The sequence below is a fragment of the Magnetofaba australis IT-1 genome, from assembly GCF_002109495.1.
In the GTDB taxonomy this organism is placed as follows: Bacteria; Pseudomonadota; Magnetococcia; order Magnetococcales; family Magnetococcaceae; genus Magnetofaba; species Magnetofaba australis.
In genome coordinates, this window is the sequence record NZ_LVJN01000020.1 from 460,024 (window position 1) to 473,596 (window position 13,573).

Consider the following 13,573-nt stretch of genomic DNA (forward strand, 5'->3'; position numbering starts at 1 on the left):
CGTGAGATGGCGCAATCGTCCCAGCAGGTCAAGATGGCTCTTACTGTGGGGTGTTGATGATGACAAGCTCACGAACTGCGTCGGCCCGAAGGGGTTTTGCGCACAGCGCGTTGTTCTGGGTCCTGCTCGGCATGGGCGCGTGGTGCGTGCAAGCGTCCAGCGCCGCGTCCGCCGCCGAACGCCCCATCGGTCACAATGTCGTGGTCAGCGGGCAGGATAAACCCGGTGATTGCCTGCGGTGCCATGGCATGAAGGGGATGGGCGCGCGGGACCCGCAAAGCGGCGAGTTTGTCAGCTTGTGGGTGGATCATGCTCGTTTCGCCAACTCCAGCCACCGCGATCTGGCGTGTCAGGATTGCCATGAGGATGGCTATGTGCGCTATCCGCATGAGCCGGAGGAGAGCAGTAAGACGCTCAAGTGCCTGGATTGTCATGATGACAACCGCCGCATAGAAGAGAAGTTCGAGAAAGTGGGGCAGGAGTTTGCGCAGAGCGTACACGCTCAGCGCATCAAGAAGGGATTTAATTGCTTCTCCTGTCATAATCCGCATGATTTCGCCATGCAGCGGGAGGAGATGCCCATCGAAGAGGTGATTGCGCAGGACAATGGCTTCTGCCTCAACTGCCACCTCTCTGAAGAGCGGTTTTCACAGCTGACCCAACGCTCCTTTATCGCCAATCTGGAGAAGACCCACGGCGACTGGCTGCCCAATCCGGCGATGCATTGGCAAAAGGTGCGTTGCATCGAGTGCCATACGCCGCATACGGCGGAGACCTCCCACGTGGTGCTGTCGGCCAAACAGGCCGAACATCGCTGTGTGGCGTGCCACAGCAAGGACTCCATTCTGCTGACCAAACTGTATAAATATCGCCACAACGAACAGTTGGAGAAGGTGGGCGTAGTCAACGCCGCTTTGCTCGGCGAGGCGTACATCATCGGCTCAACGCGGGTTGATTGGCTGGACAAACTGAGTTTGATCCTGGTGGCGGCCACGGCGTTGGGCGTAGCCGGGCACGGCTTGGGGCGTTTCATCGGCGGGCTCAAACGGTCATCCCGTTCGGGTAAAGGGGAGAATGGCCATGGCTAAGCGAATCTATATGGTGCCTCTGTGGGTGCGTCTATGGCACTGGTGTAATGCGGCGCTGTTCCTGACCCTGATCTATAGCGGCGCGAGCCTGCACTTTGCGGCGCTGGATCAACCCGCTCTGTTGCTGGAGTTCTCGGTTGCGCGCGAAGTGCACAACACCGCCGGGATCACATTGGCCGTACTCTTCTTCTTCTACGTCATGTTCACCATCCGCAATCGTGAATGGGGCCAGTATGCGCCGATCATGAGCATGGATTTTCTGCGCGCGCTGATCAAACAGGCCAAGTTCTATGGCGTCGATATCTTCACCGGCGCGCCGCACCCGTATGAGCCCAAACCCGAAGCGCGCTTCAATCCGTTGCAGCGCATCACCTACTTCGGCGTCGCCTACATGGGCATCCCGTTGATGATCCTGACTGGTTTGGCCTACATGTTCCCGCAGTACGCCCCGGATCGCATTTTGGGTATGGGCGGGCTGTGGCCACTGGCGTTGCTGCACTATCTGCTGGGGTTGTTCCTGACCGTCTTTCTGGTCATGCATATCTATATGGCCACCATGGGCCGGACGCTTACCAGCGACCTGCGCATGATGTTCACCGGTTACCACGAGCACGAGGAGCATGAAAAATGAGCGCGCCTGAGGGGAAATGGCATGTGCGCAATCGGCAGAAGCTCATCTGGGGGACGTTGATCGTCGCTCTGGTGGCGCTGATTGGCGGCAAGAAACTCTATCCGGCGTTTTTCACCAGCTACACCGGGGTGGTCAACGCCGAACTCACCTATGAAAACAGCGCCCGTGTGGCCGATCCACAGTTTGAGCGCATCGCTGACGACCTGACAGTGGCCGCCAATGAGCGCAAAATCGACATCAAACTGGCCGACGAGAAGAACGCCTTTACCAAGCGGGTCAAGCGCGAGATGTTCCTCAATCTGCGCTCCAACAGCGCCGAGCGGCGCTACCCGCACATCGGCTACTTCCGCCAGGCGGGCATCAAGCAGTATGAAGGGCCCAAAACCTGCACTCAGTGCCACGAGACCATGCACGTCACCTCCACCGCCACCGGCGAAACCAAAGCGGTGAGCACCCTGGAGGATATCGTCGATACCGTGCACTTCAAGATGCAGACCACCGACAAGGGCTTCACCACCTGGGGCTATGACGGCCGCCAGGTGAACTCCGAAAAGACACGCGCCATTCCCCTGGGCAAGATCAATCGCGGTTGCGGCGTGCCGGGCTCGTTCTCCTGGACCGGATGGGCGGTGCAGGTGAAGGGCAAGCCGATGCATGACGGGCATGAGAAAGAGGTGCTCTACAGCGAAGGCTGCGGCCAGTGCCACATTGGCGGCAACTACCATCCGGCCACCGAGAAGATGATGCCGGTGGGGGATGTGCCGGAAGAGGCCAAGCAGGGCATCGACTGCCTCATCTGCCACGCTGACCGCTATGACATGAATGAGCGTTACGTGGTTAAAGACGCCCATGGCATGCGCTGGAATCAGGATCGCAGTCTGGCGGCGGCGGTGACTGTGGGGATGCCCTCGCAGCGTAACTGCCTGTTCTGTCACCAGCACAATATGGGCGGCGACACCGAGCAGGTGAACGATACCCGCGCTTCGCTGAAGAATCTGGGTAAAGTGCCCCGGATTCTGCATCCGGGCGCCAAACGCGGCACCTCGTTCCAGCCGGCCCATGACGTGCACTCGGCGGCGGGTCTGATCTGCACCGACTGCCATCAGCCGGAGGGGCACAAGATTCCGCGCGGCGTCAAGGGCGTAGACCTGGTGGCCAACGATCTGCCGGGCAAAGTGGTGGAGTGCGAGAACTGTCACACCAACGCGCCCCATTTGGAATCCCTGGATCGCGCCATCCTCAATGGCCACGTCAATCGTCTGGCGTGTGAAACCTGCCACATGACCAAACTGCGCGACGACAACATCGTGCTGCGCGACTGGCTGCATCCGGAGTTCATTGAGCACGAAGGACTCAATGTCTACTACGACATCTACAAGTCCGGCGCGCCGGGCAAGGGCTTCCAGTTCCTGTGGTCCAACGGGCAGGGCACCTTCCTGGCCAACGCGCTGGGCGACAACCCGACTCCGGGCAGCAGCTACAATCCGTTGATGAATCAACTGGTCAAGATCACCGATCCGGAGATCATCGCCGAGGTGCGCGCCAAGGCCGAAGAGCTGAAGAAGAAGTATCCGGAAGTGGATGTGGAGAAGTATGTGGCCGACGCCACCGACTTCCTGCGTCCGCTCTCACCGGAACAACGCGCTGAGCGCGCGCGGGTGATCGAGGAGAAGTTGCGTCCAGTGATGCAGATGGGGCAGAGCCGCATCTATCCGTTCAAGATGTTCAACGCGGTGATGTATGAGGATATGGGCAACCAGGGACCGTTCGGCGCCATGATTCTGCCGTTCGACTACCCCACCTACTATGAGACCGGCAATCCTGAGGCCTCCATGGTGGCGGCCATGCAGCACCCCATCATGAAGCGTATGTATGAAGAGCCGTTCAAGCTCTACATGATGGATGAGTTTATGAAGTACTTCGGCGTGGGCGAGTGGAACACCACTTTCCCGCTGACCGCCGACAACAAGCCGACCCAGAACGTGCAGGCCAACTGGATGCGGCAGATGGGCACGCTGTTCGTCAACCATGGCATCCGCAAAGATGGGCACAAGTGCCAATCCTGCCATACGGACAAAGGTGACGGCATCATGGACTTCAAAGCGCTGGGTTACCCGCCTGAGCGGGTGGAGGATCTGCAAACGGTGCTCAAGCCCAATCTGAAGCGCGCAGCGCTCAAACAGGCTGGGGGCGAAGGCTCCTGATCCTGGCTGAGATTGTTTGTTCCACGCGTCAATGCGCGGCCCTCTGGGCCGCGCATTATTATTGCGCCAAACTGCGTCGGTTGCGTATATCCCGGGCTTGGCCCAGGCGCATACGCAACCGACGCAGCACATGTTTCGCTACGCAGTTTGTGAGTTTGTCAGAGATGCAGTGCAGGGGGGGCGATCGCCGGAGTTCACGGCGCGGGAGAGCGTTACTCTGATTCGCGGTCGGGGTTGACCTTCAGCTTGAGCCCTTGGCCAGCTTTAAAGCGCACCTGCTGGCTGGCGTCGATGCGAATACGATCGCCGGTTTGCGGGTTGCGGCCTTCGCGGGCGGAGCGTTTTCCAATGCTGAAGGTGCCAAAGCCCAGGAGTTGGACTGTTTTGCCATCAGCCAGGGTTTCGCCGATCACCTCCAGAGTTTCGCTGATGATGCGGCTAACGTCTTCATAGTCCTGTTCAGTGCGTTCGCTGACGCGACGCTTCAGTTCATTCAGATTCATTGCTGGAGCCATCCACTCTATCTTGCGCGTTTAATTAATCCCACGTCGAATGCGGGAGAAAATCGCCAGGGCTTTATTAGCCTCATTCGCTAAAGTCCAGGAATGACTTTAGGGTTTGAAATCTCGCGAATAAGTTCACCTCACTACAGGATACTCCCATCAGAAACATTTTCCCAGAGGCAATTCATACTATTCCTGCAAAATCAGGCAAACGATCTGCGTGATGTTCCAGTAGAGTTTACCAAAGCGTGAGGTTTTTCAGATGGATTGGGCAGGCGCCCGCAGGGTGCTCAGAATGAATAAAAAAGTGGCGGCGACCACGATGGAGGGGCCGGAGGGGGTGTCCCACGCCAGCGAAGCGGAGAGACCGCCGACCACTGACGCCACGCCGATGAGGGAAGCGAGGATGGCCATGGACTCCGGCGACAGGGCGAAACGGCGCGCGGTGGCGGGAGGGATGATGAGCAGGGAGGTGATCAGCAGCACTCCCACCACTTTCATGGCCAGGGCGATCACCAGGGCGATGAGTAGCATAAATGTCAGGCGCGTACGCGCCACCGGGACGCCTTCGGCCTGGGCCAACTCCTGACTCACGGTCAGGGCCAGCAACGGGCGCCAGATGCGCATCAGCACGGCCAGGATGAGCGCGCCGCCCAGCACGATGCTGAGTAGATCGGATTGACTCACCGCCAGGATATCGCCAAACAGATAGCTGAGCAGATCCACGCGCACAAAGGTGAGGAAGCTGATGGCTACCAGGCCAATGGAGAGTGCGGCGTGGGAGAGGATGCCCAACAGGGTGTCGCTGGAGAGACGGGGATTGCGCTGCAGGATCACCAGCAGCAGGGCGATGGCCACCGCCACGATGGCCACGGCGAACATGGGGGCCAGATCCAGCAGTAGGCCCAACGCCACCCCCAACAGCGCCGAGTGCGCCATGGTGTCGCCGAAATAGGCCATGCGCCGCCACACGATAAAGCAGCCCAGCGGACCGCCGATGATGGCGATGGCCGCGCCCGCCAGCAGGGCGCGCCAGAAGAAGTCATCCAACAACATCTCCATTACAGCGCATCCTTCTGTTGATCCGCATCCATGTGTTGCGGCGCTTCCTGGCGGCGTTTGGCGCAGCCCGGGGTATGGCAGACGTGGCCGTCTATGGCGTGTTCATGATCGTGTTGGTGGGTGTAGACCGCATAGGCCCCCGCCAACCCTTCGCCGAACAGGCTGGTGAACTCAGGATGGCGCGCCACGCTCAAGGGTTCTCCCTCGCAACAGATGTGTCCATTCAGACAGATGACCCGGTCGGTGGAGGACATCACCATATGCAGATCATGGGAGACCATCAGAATGGCGCAGCCGTAGTGTTTACGCAGCTGCGCAATGAGTCGATAGAGCGCGGCTTCGCCAGCAAAGTCAACCCCTTGAGTGGGTTCGTCCAGTACCAACAGATCGGGTTTGGTCAGTAGCGCGCGGGCCAGTAGCGCGCGCTGAAACTCGCCGCCAGAGAGTCCCTGCACCGGGGCGTCCAGGCGGCTGGCCACGCCGGTCTCCTGCAGAGCTTGTAGAATTTCGGCGTCATCATGGCGGTGGGTGAGGGTCATCAAGCGACGCACGTTCAGGGGCAAGGCGGGATCGATGCGCATGCGCTGCGGCGCATAGCCGATGCTCATCCCCGGGGTGCGATGGATGCGGCCCGATTGTGGTTTGATCAAGCCCAGCAGCGCTTTGAGCAGGGTGGTCTTGCCAGCGCCATTGGGGCCGATGAGGGTGACGATCTCGGCGCGATGGATGATCAGGTCCACGCCACTGAGAATGGTCTGGTCGCCAAAGCCGATACTCAGCCCTTCAGCGGTAAGCAAGGCTGCGGTGTGTGGCGCAGCGGCGTTCAATGGTCAGCTCCCGGCGCTTGGGGCGTTTGCGCGCGGCAGTTGGGGCAGAGGCCGTGGGCCTCCAATACCAAGGCGCGAATGGAAAAGCCCAGCGCATCGGCTTGGGCGCGCAGGCTCTCCATGCCGCGTTCCGAGGGGATTTCACTGACCACGCCGCAGGCGTCGCACACCAGCAGCGCCGCCGGGTCATGGGTTTGTCGCGCCGGACAGGCCACATAGGCGTTGAGGCTGGCGATGCGGTGGATCAGCCCCAGCTCCAACAGAAATTCCAATGCGCGATAGATGGTGGCGGGGGCGGCGCGCTTGCCATCCTCAGCATAGCGGTCGAGGATCTCATAGGCGCCCATGGCGGCGTGACTGAGAGCGAGGATCTCCAACACGCGGGCGCGTCCGGCGGTAAGGCGGGCGCCACGTTCGCAGCACACTTTCTCAGCGTGTTGGCGCAAGCGCGCCATGCACTGGGCATGGTCGTGATCCGGTTGCGGAAACGGCGCGTTGGGGACAACGCTGGCGCTCATGTCGACTCCTTGCGTGGCGGCGTCATGGAGGAAAGGGTTTGCCTTGCACGAATGTTATAATATAACATTGCATTCCAACGCAACCCATCTCACCCTGTTGGAGTGATGCAGATGTTTCATTTGTTCAATCTATTATTCATGCGGGCAACACGTTCATTGCAGTTGATCTTCACCCTTGTCGGCGCGCTAATGCTGAGCGCGCAGTCGGTCGCGGCGAAGCCGCGGGTGGTGGCTTCCATTCAACCCATTCACAGCATCGCCAGCGTGGTGATGGCGGGGGTGGGCGAGCCCACGCTTCTGGTTGCGGGCGGCGGTTCGCCCCACGACGCCGCGCTGCGACCCTCCCAGGCGCGCGCATTGGCCAAGGCCGATGTGGTGTTCTGGGTGGGGCCGACGTTGGAGAGTTTTCTGGTCAAGTCGTTGGCGACGCTGGGCCAAAACGCGCACAGCGCGCCTTTGATCGAGACGCACGGATTGTCGCTTCAACACATGCGGCGCGGCGGCGTATGGGGCGAGGGGCATCATCACCATCATGCGGACCATGACGCTGCGCATGAGGATCATGACGCGCATGATCACGAGGCGCAAGAGCATGCGGATCATGACGCGCATGATCACGAGGCGCATGAGCATGAGGATCATGATGAGCATGATCACAAGGCGCAAGAGCATGCGGACCCTGATCACGCAATGGGTGCGCAAGAAGGCTCAACCGGTGAGACAGCCGCCATGGATCCGCACATCTGGCTCGACCCGCACAATGGCGCCGTGATGGCCGCGCACATGGCCGCCGTGTTGGGGAAAGCGGACCCCGCCAACGCCGCGCTCTATACGGAAAACGCTCGTCGTTTCGCGCAGAACCTGGCGCAATGGGAGGCTCATGCGCGCACGCGTCTGGCGCCGCTGCGGGGCGCGCCCTACCTGGTGTTCCATGATGCCTATCATGCGTTTGAAGCCCATTTCGGCCTCACGCCGGTGGGGGCCATCAGCATCAGTCCGGAGCGGCGTCCCGGCGCCAAGCGACTGCATGAACTGCGTCGTATCGTGCAACAACGCAACGCGCGCTGCCTGTTCAGCGAGCCACAATTCCCTTCGGCCATTGCGCAGTCGGTGATTGAGGGCTCGGCGGCGCGTCTTGGGGTGCTCGACCCGCTGGGCGCAGAGCTGAAACCGGGGCCGGACGCCTATCTCCAGTTGCTGGATCAACTGGTGGAGAGTCTGACGGCGTGTCTGGGCGCAGAGGCGGCGTCCCATTGATGCGCGCACGGCGTTGAAATGCGCCGACAGGAGACTCACGCGCTCCCGGCCATGACGGCTGGGAGCGCGTCCTCTTCGGTAGGCGCGTCGCCGCGTTAGGCGGCACAAGTGCGGCTTATACAGCGATAGGAAACCAAACCTGCACAGAACGGCCAATGTTTGTGTGACGTAGCTTGAGCTTGCGCTGACTATTGGCCGCCGACCAGTCGGCGGCGGGGGCTGGGGGCGGCGCCCCCAGCGGGTGTAATGGAATGGTCCGCTCCGCTACCCAAACGGCCTCGCAATGGGCCAAGATGGTGGTGTGTTTTTCCATCTCAACGGAGTCGGAGCGGACCATGAGCAATCATATCGAAAACGGACAGGTACGGGTACTGGGTATTGATCTGGGCAAGAGCGTGTTTCAGTTGCATGGCGTCGATGCGCGCGGCAAGAGCGTTCTGAAACAGCGCTTGAAACGAGATAAGTTACTGGAGTTCATGGCGCAACTGCCGCCGTGCCTGGTGGGGATGGAAGCCAGTAGCGGCGCCCACCATTGGGCGCGGAAATTTCAGGGATATGGGCATGAGACGCGTCTGATGGCGCCGCAATATGTGAAGCCCTACGTCAAGCGGCACAAGAACGACAGCGTGGACGCCGAAGCGATTTGCGAAGCGGTCCAGCGGCCCAACATGCGCTTTGTGGGGATCAAAAGCGTTGCCCAGCAAGAGATATTGGCGCTGCATCGGATACGCAGTTTGGCGGTGAAGAACCGCACGGCGTTGGTGAATCAGATTCGGGGACTGCTGGCAGAGTATGGGATCGTATTTCCCAAGAGCATTAAGCAGGCGCGACGAGCGATTGTGCTGATTTTGAGTGATGAGAGTCTGGAATTGAGTCCGCTGTTTTTGCGCTTGCTGGAGGAGGAGTGTGAGGAGTTGACGCGTCTGGATGAGCGCATAGCGATGTATGACAATGAGATTGAGGCGCTGGCCAAGGCGGATCCACAGTGTCGGCTACTGATGACGATCCCGGGAGTGGGGCCAATCACGGCGACGGCGCTGTTGGCGTCGGTGGGGGATGTGCGGGCGTTTAAGAATGGCCGAGAGCTGTCGGCGTGGATAGGGTTGGTTCCCAATCAGCACTCCACAGGGGGCAAGGCGTGGCTGACGGGGATCAGCAAGCGTGGCAATGGTTATCTTCGCACCTTGTTGATTCATGGCGCGCGGGCGGTGTTGCGTGTAGCGGAGAAAAAGCCGGACCGCCGCAGCCGGTGGGTGGTGTCGGTGTCGGAACGCCGCGGCGCGAATAAAGCGGTGGTGGCGCTGGCCAACCGCATGGCGCGCAGCGCATGGGCGATGCTGGTGAAGCAGGAGGCCTATCAGGTCAGAGCCACTGTGTAGAGAGAGTGCAATACAACTCTAAAAGAAAAACAGGCCGATAAGGAAAGAACAAGAGATCCCACCAGCCAGGTTGCGAGAGAGAGTCGAGATTGATGGCGTGAAACGGCATAGCCCTGCGTGGCCAAAAACCTGTTCTGCCCAAGGGCCCATAGAGGTCGAGGGTGTGTTGAGGAGGGCCACGCGCAAATTCCATCAGGGCCAGAGGGCGACAAGCCCCTCATCAACAGGCCGGATACATGGGCGCAACTAAGCCTCACACATCAATGGATATTTTCTCTTGCTGTGGCGGAGCGGACCATACATGGGCAGAGCCCACGGTTTGGTTGTTGGGAGCTCGAGGGCAGAGCCCTCGATATCTTTCATCTCTTCGGGTTCAATTCCCCGCAGCTTGCTGCGTAAAATGGCTGGATAAGCGAATACATTCATAAGATCCATAACGTTACGGTGCTGATGTACCACTTGGTGTTCCCCGCCAAGTATCGGCGTGCGGTCTTTGACGAGAGAGTAGACGAAGTACTCAAAGAAGTCTGTCTGGAGATTGAGCAGCGCTACCAACTGAAATTTCTAGAGATAGGAACAGATAAGGACCATGTGCATTTTCTGGTTCAGTCAGTTCCGACCTACAGCGTCACGAAGATCGTGAAAATGGTGAAGAGTCTGACGGCGCCAGAAATATTCAAACGGTGTCCGCATGTGAAGAAACAGCTGTGGGTGGTGAGTTTTGGACAGATGGATATTTTGCCAGCACAGTAGGAAAGCATGGGGATGAAAACATGATTGGTCGCTATGTAAAAAACCAGGGTATGGAATACGCAAAATTGCACGAAGCTAAGCAGTTAGCGCTCTTCTGATACCCCGCTGCTTACAGCGGGGTTGTTCATTCGCCAAAATTGCCAATGTCCAATGTTGAATGCGACGGTCAATATGTGGACAGATATCGAATCGCGCCGGATCCCGTCTGTCGGGCGGCGGCGTTAATCTCCGTCGCCATCGCCGCCCCCATCGCCGCCCCCATCGCCACCGCCGCCACTCCCCGAATCTCCTCCCGCCCCGCTCAAATCTCCGGCGATGTGGTCAAACACCGGCAGCGCCGCCAAGCGATCCAACTCTGCCAGCGCCTGTTGCGTCCACTGCGGGTTGAGCGCATCGAGGGTCTGGCGTAACCGCTGTGCATCGGCAGGCGTCAGGCGCAGGCCCATGAGGGGCGCTTCGCCATGGCGCAACGCGGTGGCGGGGAACAGGCGGCCATGGCGCTGGCGAATGGCGAACAGCGACCACCCCAGTGTGATCTCTTCCACCGATAACCAACCATCGCTATCCAGATCAAAACCCGCCAGCCAGCTTAAATCGATTTGCCCGGGTTCCGGTGTGGGGGGAATGTGTTTCAGCGCGATGGGGCGCAGATTCGGCCAGGGGGCGGTTGTGTGCTGGGGCGAGGCGTCCGATGGCGCGCCCAACAGATCCAGATAGGCGCGTGGCGTTGCGTCGGGCAGCGCAACGCGCACCTGTTCCAGCGGGGTCGCCGGGGCAGGCGTCCCGGCGCAGCCGATCAACCCCAGGCAAGTCATCAATAACGCGCTCAGCGCCATGGCGAATTTTGCAGACAATCGCGCATTAGTCATGTGTCGCTCCCGGCAGATGCGTTGCCGCCAAGCGGAAGCCCAGATCGTCGGCGCTGTGCTGGGCGTCGGCGCGGAACAGCAGATCGTCACGCGCCGAGGGCCGCGGCGTGCGCCAACTGCCGCCCAGATATTGGGATTTGTTGGCGGGCGATGGCTCGGCGATCCACTCAAACACATTGCCGCGCAGATGTCGCGGCGTGGCGTTGGCCGCGTCCATGGCCGGGGCGCTGATTACATAGCCATCGGCGCAGGGGGCGAACAGCCAGGGGAAGCGGCTGAAGTGTTTGCGCGCGCTCTGATCCAGCAGATTGGTCGCCGTACAGTCCGCGCCGTTGGCGGCGTCAAATTGATGCGCGGCGCGGCGCCACTGCTGTGCGCTGGGCAGGACGAATCGCGCGGGGGCATCCGCTGAAAGCCACTGGGCGAAGGCTTGCGCCTGCGCGTGGCTCACGCGCACCACGGGCTGTTGCGGCGTGTTGAGGGTGAGCCCTTCAAACGCGCCGCTGTCGTGCTGGGCGTCGAACAGACGGAATTGGGCGTTGGTAATCTCAAATTGACTGAGCCAGAAGCCGGGCGCGCACGGTTTGGCGCTGGCGGCGGGTTCGCAATCTCCGGGGATCCACACAAAGGGGATGCCGGTGCGCGGTTCGCGCCACACGCCGTCGACTAGGGGCGGCGGAGCGGGCTGAGACGCGGCGGCAGCGAGGTTCGACTGGCTGGCGCTGGGCGCCTCAGGCTTGCGGGCGGCCAGTTGGAACACAAAATCGCCGCGGTCGAAGTCGGGGTCGCGCAGTTTGCCATAGCGCGGGGTCTGACTGTTGTGGGTGTAGTTGCTGATGCGATCGCTCAGGAACATGCCCAGTTCGCTGCCGGTGAGGAAGCCGTCCTGGTTGAAATCCGCCTGTCGCTGCCCGCGCAGAGCATCGACGAACAGCCGCCGAAACAGGCCGTCGTCGCTGACCGATTGCCCGGCGTCGCCGGAGGTGAGGAATTGGCGCACCGGCAATCCGGTGGCGCGGGAGATGGCGGGCGGCTGGGCCGAGCGCGCGCTCTCAAACACCGATCCGGCGAAGCAGGCGTCGAACACCGCCAGGATGTGCTTGGCTTTGGCCAGTCGCATCAATTCGCCAAAGCGGCGCAGAGAGAGGGTGTTGAAGCGGAACTGCGCGCCTGCTTCAGGGGATGGCGCGTCGGCGGGGATCAAAAAGCCTTCGTTTTGCTCTGAGTGGCCATGGCCGGAGAACCAGATCAGCAGTCGCGCTTCGGGGTCATCGCCATGCTCAATGAAAAAGCGTTTGAGGGCGCTTTCCAACTGCGCCAGATCCGGGTTGGCCAGGAGTCGGGCGTGAAAGCCGACTCGGCGCAGGGCGGCCGCCACCTCCCGGGCGTCGGCCACTGCGTTGGTCAGATTGGGCCAACTGCTGCGGTTGTAGCGATTGACGCCGATCACCAGCGCTTGACTGTCGCTATAGAGCGGGCCGGAGTCAGACGCCATGGCGGAGGCGGGCAGAGGCGTGACGCGCAAGCCGCGCTCAGGCTCCTGCGCGCAGGCGGCGCTGCTCCAGAGCGTCAGCGCCAGGGGGAGGGCCAAACTGCGCGCAAAGGCGCCGAGAGATCGCCGCAGAGGGGTCATGATTGGTCGCGTTCTCAAATTTGGCAACATGAATGAAAGGTTCAGAGTAGCCAAACCGGCAGTTCCGATCAACATAGGTGACGCGGGTAAGAGAGAGGTTACGCCAAAGTGCGCTCCAGCAGCGCCTTGTCGGCGCGCCAATTGGGACGCATCTGGGTGAGCAGGGCGCGGTAGGCGGGGGAGTGGTTCATATGCGCCATGTGACACAGCTCATGGACGATCACATAATCCAGGCAGGTGAGTGGCGCGCGGATCAGGTCGCGATTGAGGGTCATGCGGCCATCGCTGCGCATATTGCCCCAACTGCGTTTGAGCAGGCGCAGACGCAGGGTGGGGCGGGTGAAACCCATCTGCGCAAAAGGGGGGAAGCAGCGCGCCAGGCGGGCGGAGAACAACCGCTGGGCGTAATCGGCGCGCCAGGCGTCCAATTGCGCCGCTAGCGCCTCCGGGCGGTTGGGGGTGTGGGCGTGGATCACCAACCGGTCGCCTTGGATGAGGATGCGCTTGCGCGCAGCCAGTTGCGGATCCAGCTGATAGATCTTGCCCAGATGCAGGTGCGGCGCGCCGGGTTCAAACAGCGGCGTGGGAGAAGTGGGAAAGCGGGTCAGCAGTTCGCTGCGTTTGCGCGTGATCCAGGGGGCGCGTTCCTGGGCCCAGGCGATTAGCCAAGTGTTATTGATGCGCTTCGGCGTACGCGCGGTGACTGCGCCATCCTTGCGAATGACCAGCTGCACGGTGCGGCGGCGGGGGGAGCGCACCACTTGCACGGGGCAGGAGGAGCCATCTTCCAGAGTGATATGAAACTGATCCATAGGAAAAGGGCAATCAAGTTATAGCCAAGTGAAACCA

Annotated in this window: 12 protein-coding genes and 1 pseudogene; 6 read left to right on the forward strand and 7 right to left on the reverse strand. The window is 60.9% G+C overall.

The annotated features are described in order from the left end of the window. Positions 1 to 146: 146 nt before the first annotated feature. The 3 genes from MAIT1_RS14290 to MAIT1_RS14300 are packed head-to-tail and all read left to right on the forward strand — an operon-like array spanning position 147 to position 3,923. Positions 147 to 1,088: a cytochrome c3 family protein gene (locus tag MAIT1_RS14290; RefSeq protein WP_158089512.1), complete on the forward strand. Its 942-nt coding sequence runs from the start codon at positions 147 to 149 to the stop codon at positions 1,086 to 1,088. After that, positions 1,081 to 1,719: a cytochrome b/b6 domain-containing protein gene (locus MAIT1_RS14295; protein WP_158089513.1), complete on the forward strand. Its 639-nt coding sequence runs from the start codon at positions 1,081 to 1,083 to the stop codon at positions 1,717 to 1,719. The genes MAIT1_RS14290 and MAIT1_RS14295 overlap by 8 nt, the downstream gene beginning before the upstream one ends. Continuing rightward, complete coding sequence (locus MAIT1_RS14300; RefSeq protein ID WP_085443998.1) at positions 1,716 to 3,923, forward strand: cytochrome c3 family protein; 2,208 nt, start codon at positions 1,716 to 1,718, stop codon at positions 3,921 to 3,923. Before MAIT1_RS14295 ends, MAIT1_RS14300 begins: the two co-directional genes overlap by 4 nt. A gap of 212 nt (positions 3,924 to 4,135) precedes the next feature. On the opposite strand, the gene MAIT1_RS14305 is transcribed toward MAIT1_RS14300, so the two are convergent. The 4 genes from MAIT1_RS14305 to MAIT1_RS14320 all read right to left on the reverse strand — a co-directional run bounded on the left by MAIT1_RS14305 (position 4,136) and on the right by MAIT1_RS14320 (position 6,833). Continuing rightward, entirely contained in the window at positions 4,136 to 4,426 is a 291-nt protein-coding gene (locus tag MAIT1_RS14305) for an HU family DNA-binding protein (protein ID WP_085443999.1), read from the reverse strand. Between the two features lie 258 nt (positions 4,427 to 4,684). Beyond that, entirely contained in the window at positions 4,685 to 5,488 is an 804-nt protein-coding gene (znuB, locus tag MAIT1_RS14310; protein WP_085444000.1) for a zinc ABC transporter permease subunit ZnuB, read from the reverse strand. Beyond that, positions 5,488 to 6,315 carry an ATP-binding cassette domain-containing protein gene (locus MAIT1_RS14315; protein ID WP_085444001.1) on the reverse strand — a complete coding sequence of 276 codons (828 nt, stop codon included), beginning with the start codon at positions 6,313 to 6,315 and terminating at the stop codon, positions 5,488 to 5,490. The genes znuB and MAIT1_RS14315 overlap by 1 nt, the downstream gene beginning before the upstream one ends. Then, positions 6,312 to 6,833 carry a Fur family transcriptional regulator gene (locus tag MAIT1_RS14320; RefSeq protein WP_085444002.1) on the reverse strand — a complete coding sequence of 174 codons (522 nt, stop codon included), beginning with the start codon at positions 6,831 to 6,833 and terminating at the stop codon, positions 6,312 to 6,314. Before MAIT1_RS14320 ends, MAIT1_RS14315 begins: the two co-directional genes overlap by 4 nt. A gap of 111 nt (positions 6,834 to 6,944) precedes the next feature. Here MAIT1_RS14320 and MAIT1_RS14325 point away from each other — a divergent pair, with 111 nt between their 5' ends. From MAIT1_RS14325 to tnpA, 3 genes and pseudogenes are all read left to right on the forward strand, one after another. Continuing rightward, the gene (locus MAIT1_RS14325; RefSeq protein ID WP_198947901.1) at positions 6,945 to 8,090 is read left to right on the forward strand and encodes a zinc ABC transporter substrate-binding protein; all 1,146 of its coding nucleotides are present in this window, start codon (positions 6,945 to 6,947) and stop codon (positions 8,088 to 8,090) included. A gap of 335 nt (positions 8,091 to 8,425) precedes the next feature. Then, positions 8,426 to 9,469, forward strand: a complete 1,044-nt coding sequence (locus MAIT1_RS14335) for an IS110 family RNA-guided transposase (RefSeq protein ID WP_085444004.1) — start codon at positions 8,426 to 8,428, stop codon at positions 9,467 to 9,469. A 450-nt stretch (positions 9,470 to 9,919) separates the two neighbouring features. After that, a pseudogene (tnpA, locus tag MAIT1_RS14340) lies at positions 9,920 to 10,209 on the forward strand (IS200/IS605 family transposase); the annotation flags it as partial. 234 nt (positions 10,210 to 10,443) lie between these two features. On the opposite strand, the gene MAIT1_RS21875 reads toward tnpA, so the two are convergent. The 3 genes from MAIT1_RS21875 to MAIT1_RS14355 all read right to left on the reverse strand — a co-directional run bounded on the left by MAIT1_RS21875 (position 10,444) and on the right by MAIT1_RS14355 (position 13,536). After that, a complete protein-coding gene (locus tag MAIT1_RS21875; protein ID WP_158089514.1) occupies positions 10,444 to 11,091 on the reverse strand; it encodes a hypothetical protein in 648 nt (215 codons plus the stop codon). After that, complete coding sequence (locus MAIT1_RS14350) at positions 11,084 to 12,724, reverse strand: caspase family protein (RefSeq protein ID WP_158089515.1); 1,641 nt, start codon at positions 12,722 to 12,724, stop codon at positions 11,084 to 11,086. The genes MAIT1_RS21875 and MAIT1_RS14350 overlap by 8 nt, the downstream gene beginning before the upstream one ends. Before the next feature lie 98 nt (positions 12,725 to 12,822). Further along, complete coding sequence (locus tag MAIT1_RS14355; protein WP_085444007.1) at positions 12,823 to 13,536, reverse strand: M48 family metallopeptidase; 714 nt, start codon at positions 13,534 to 13,536, stop codon at positions 12,823 to 12,825. Between the last annotated feature and the right edge of the window lie 37 nt (positions 13,537 to 13,573).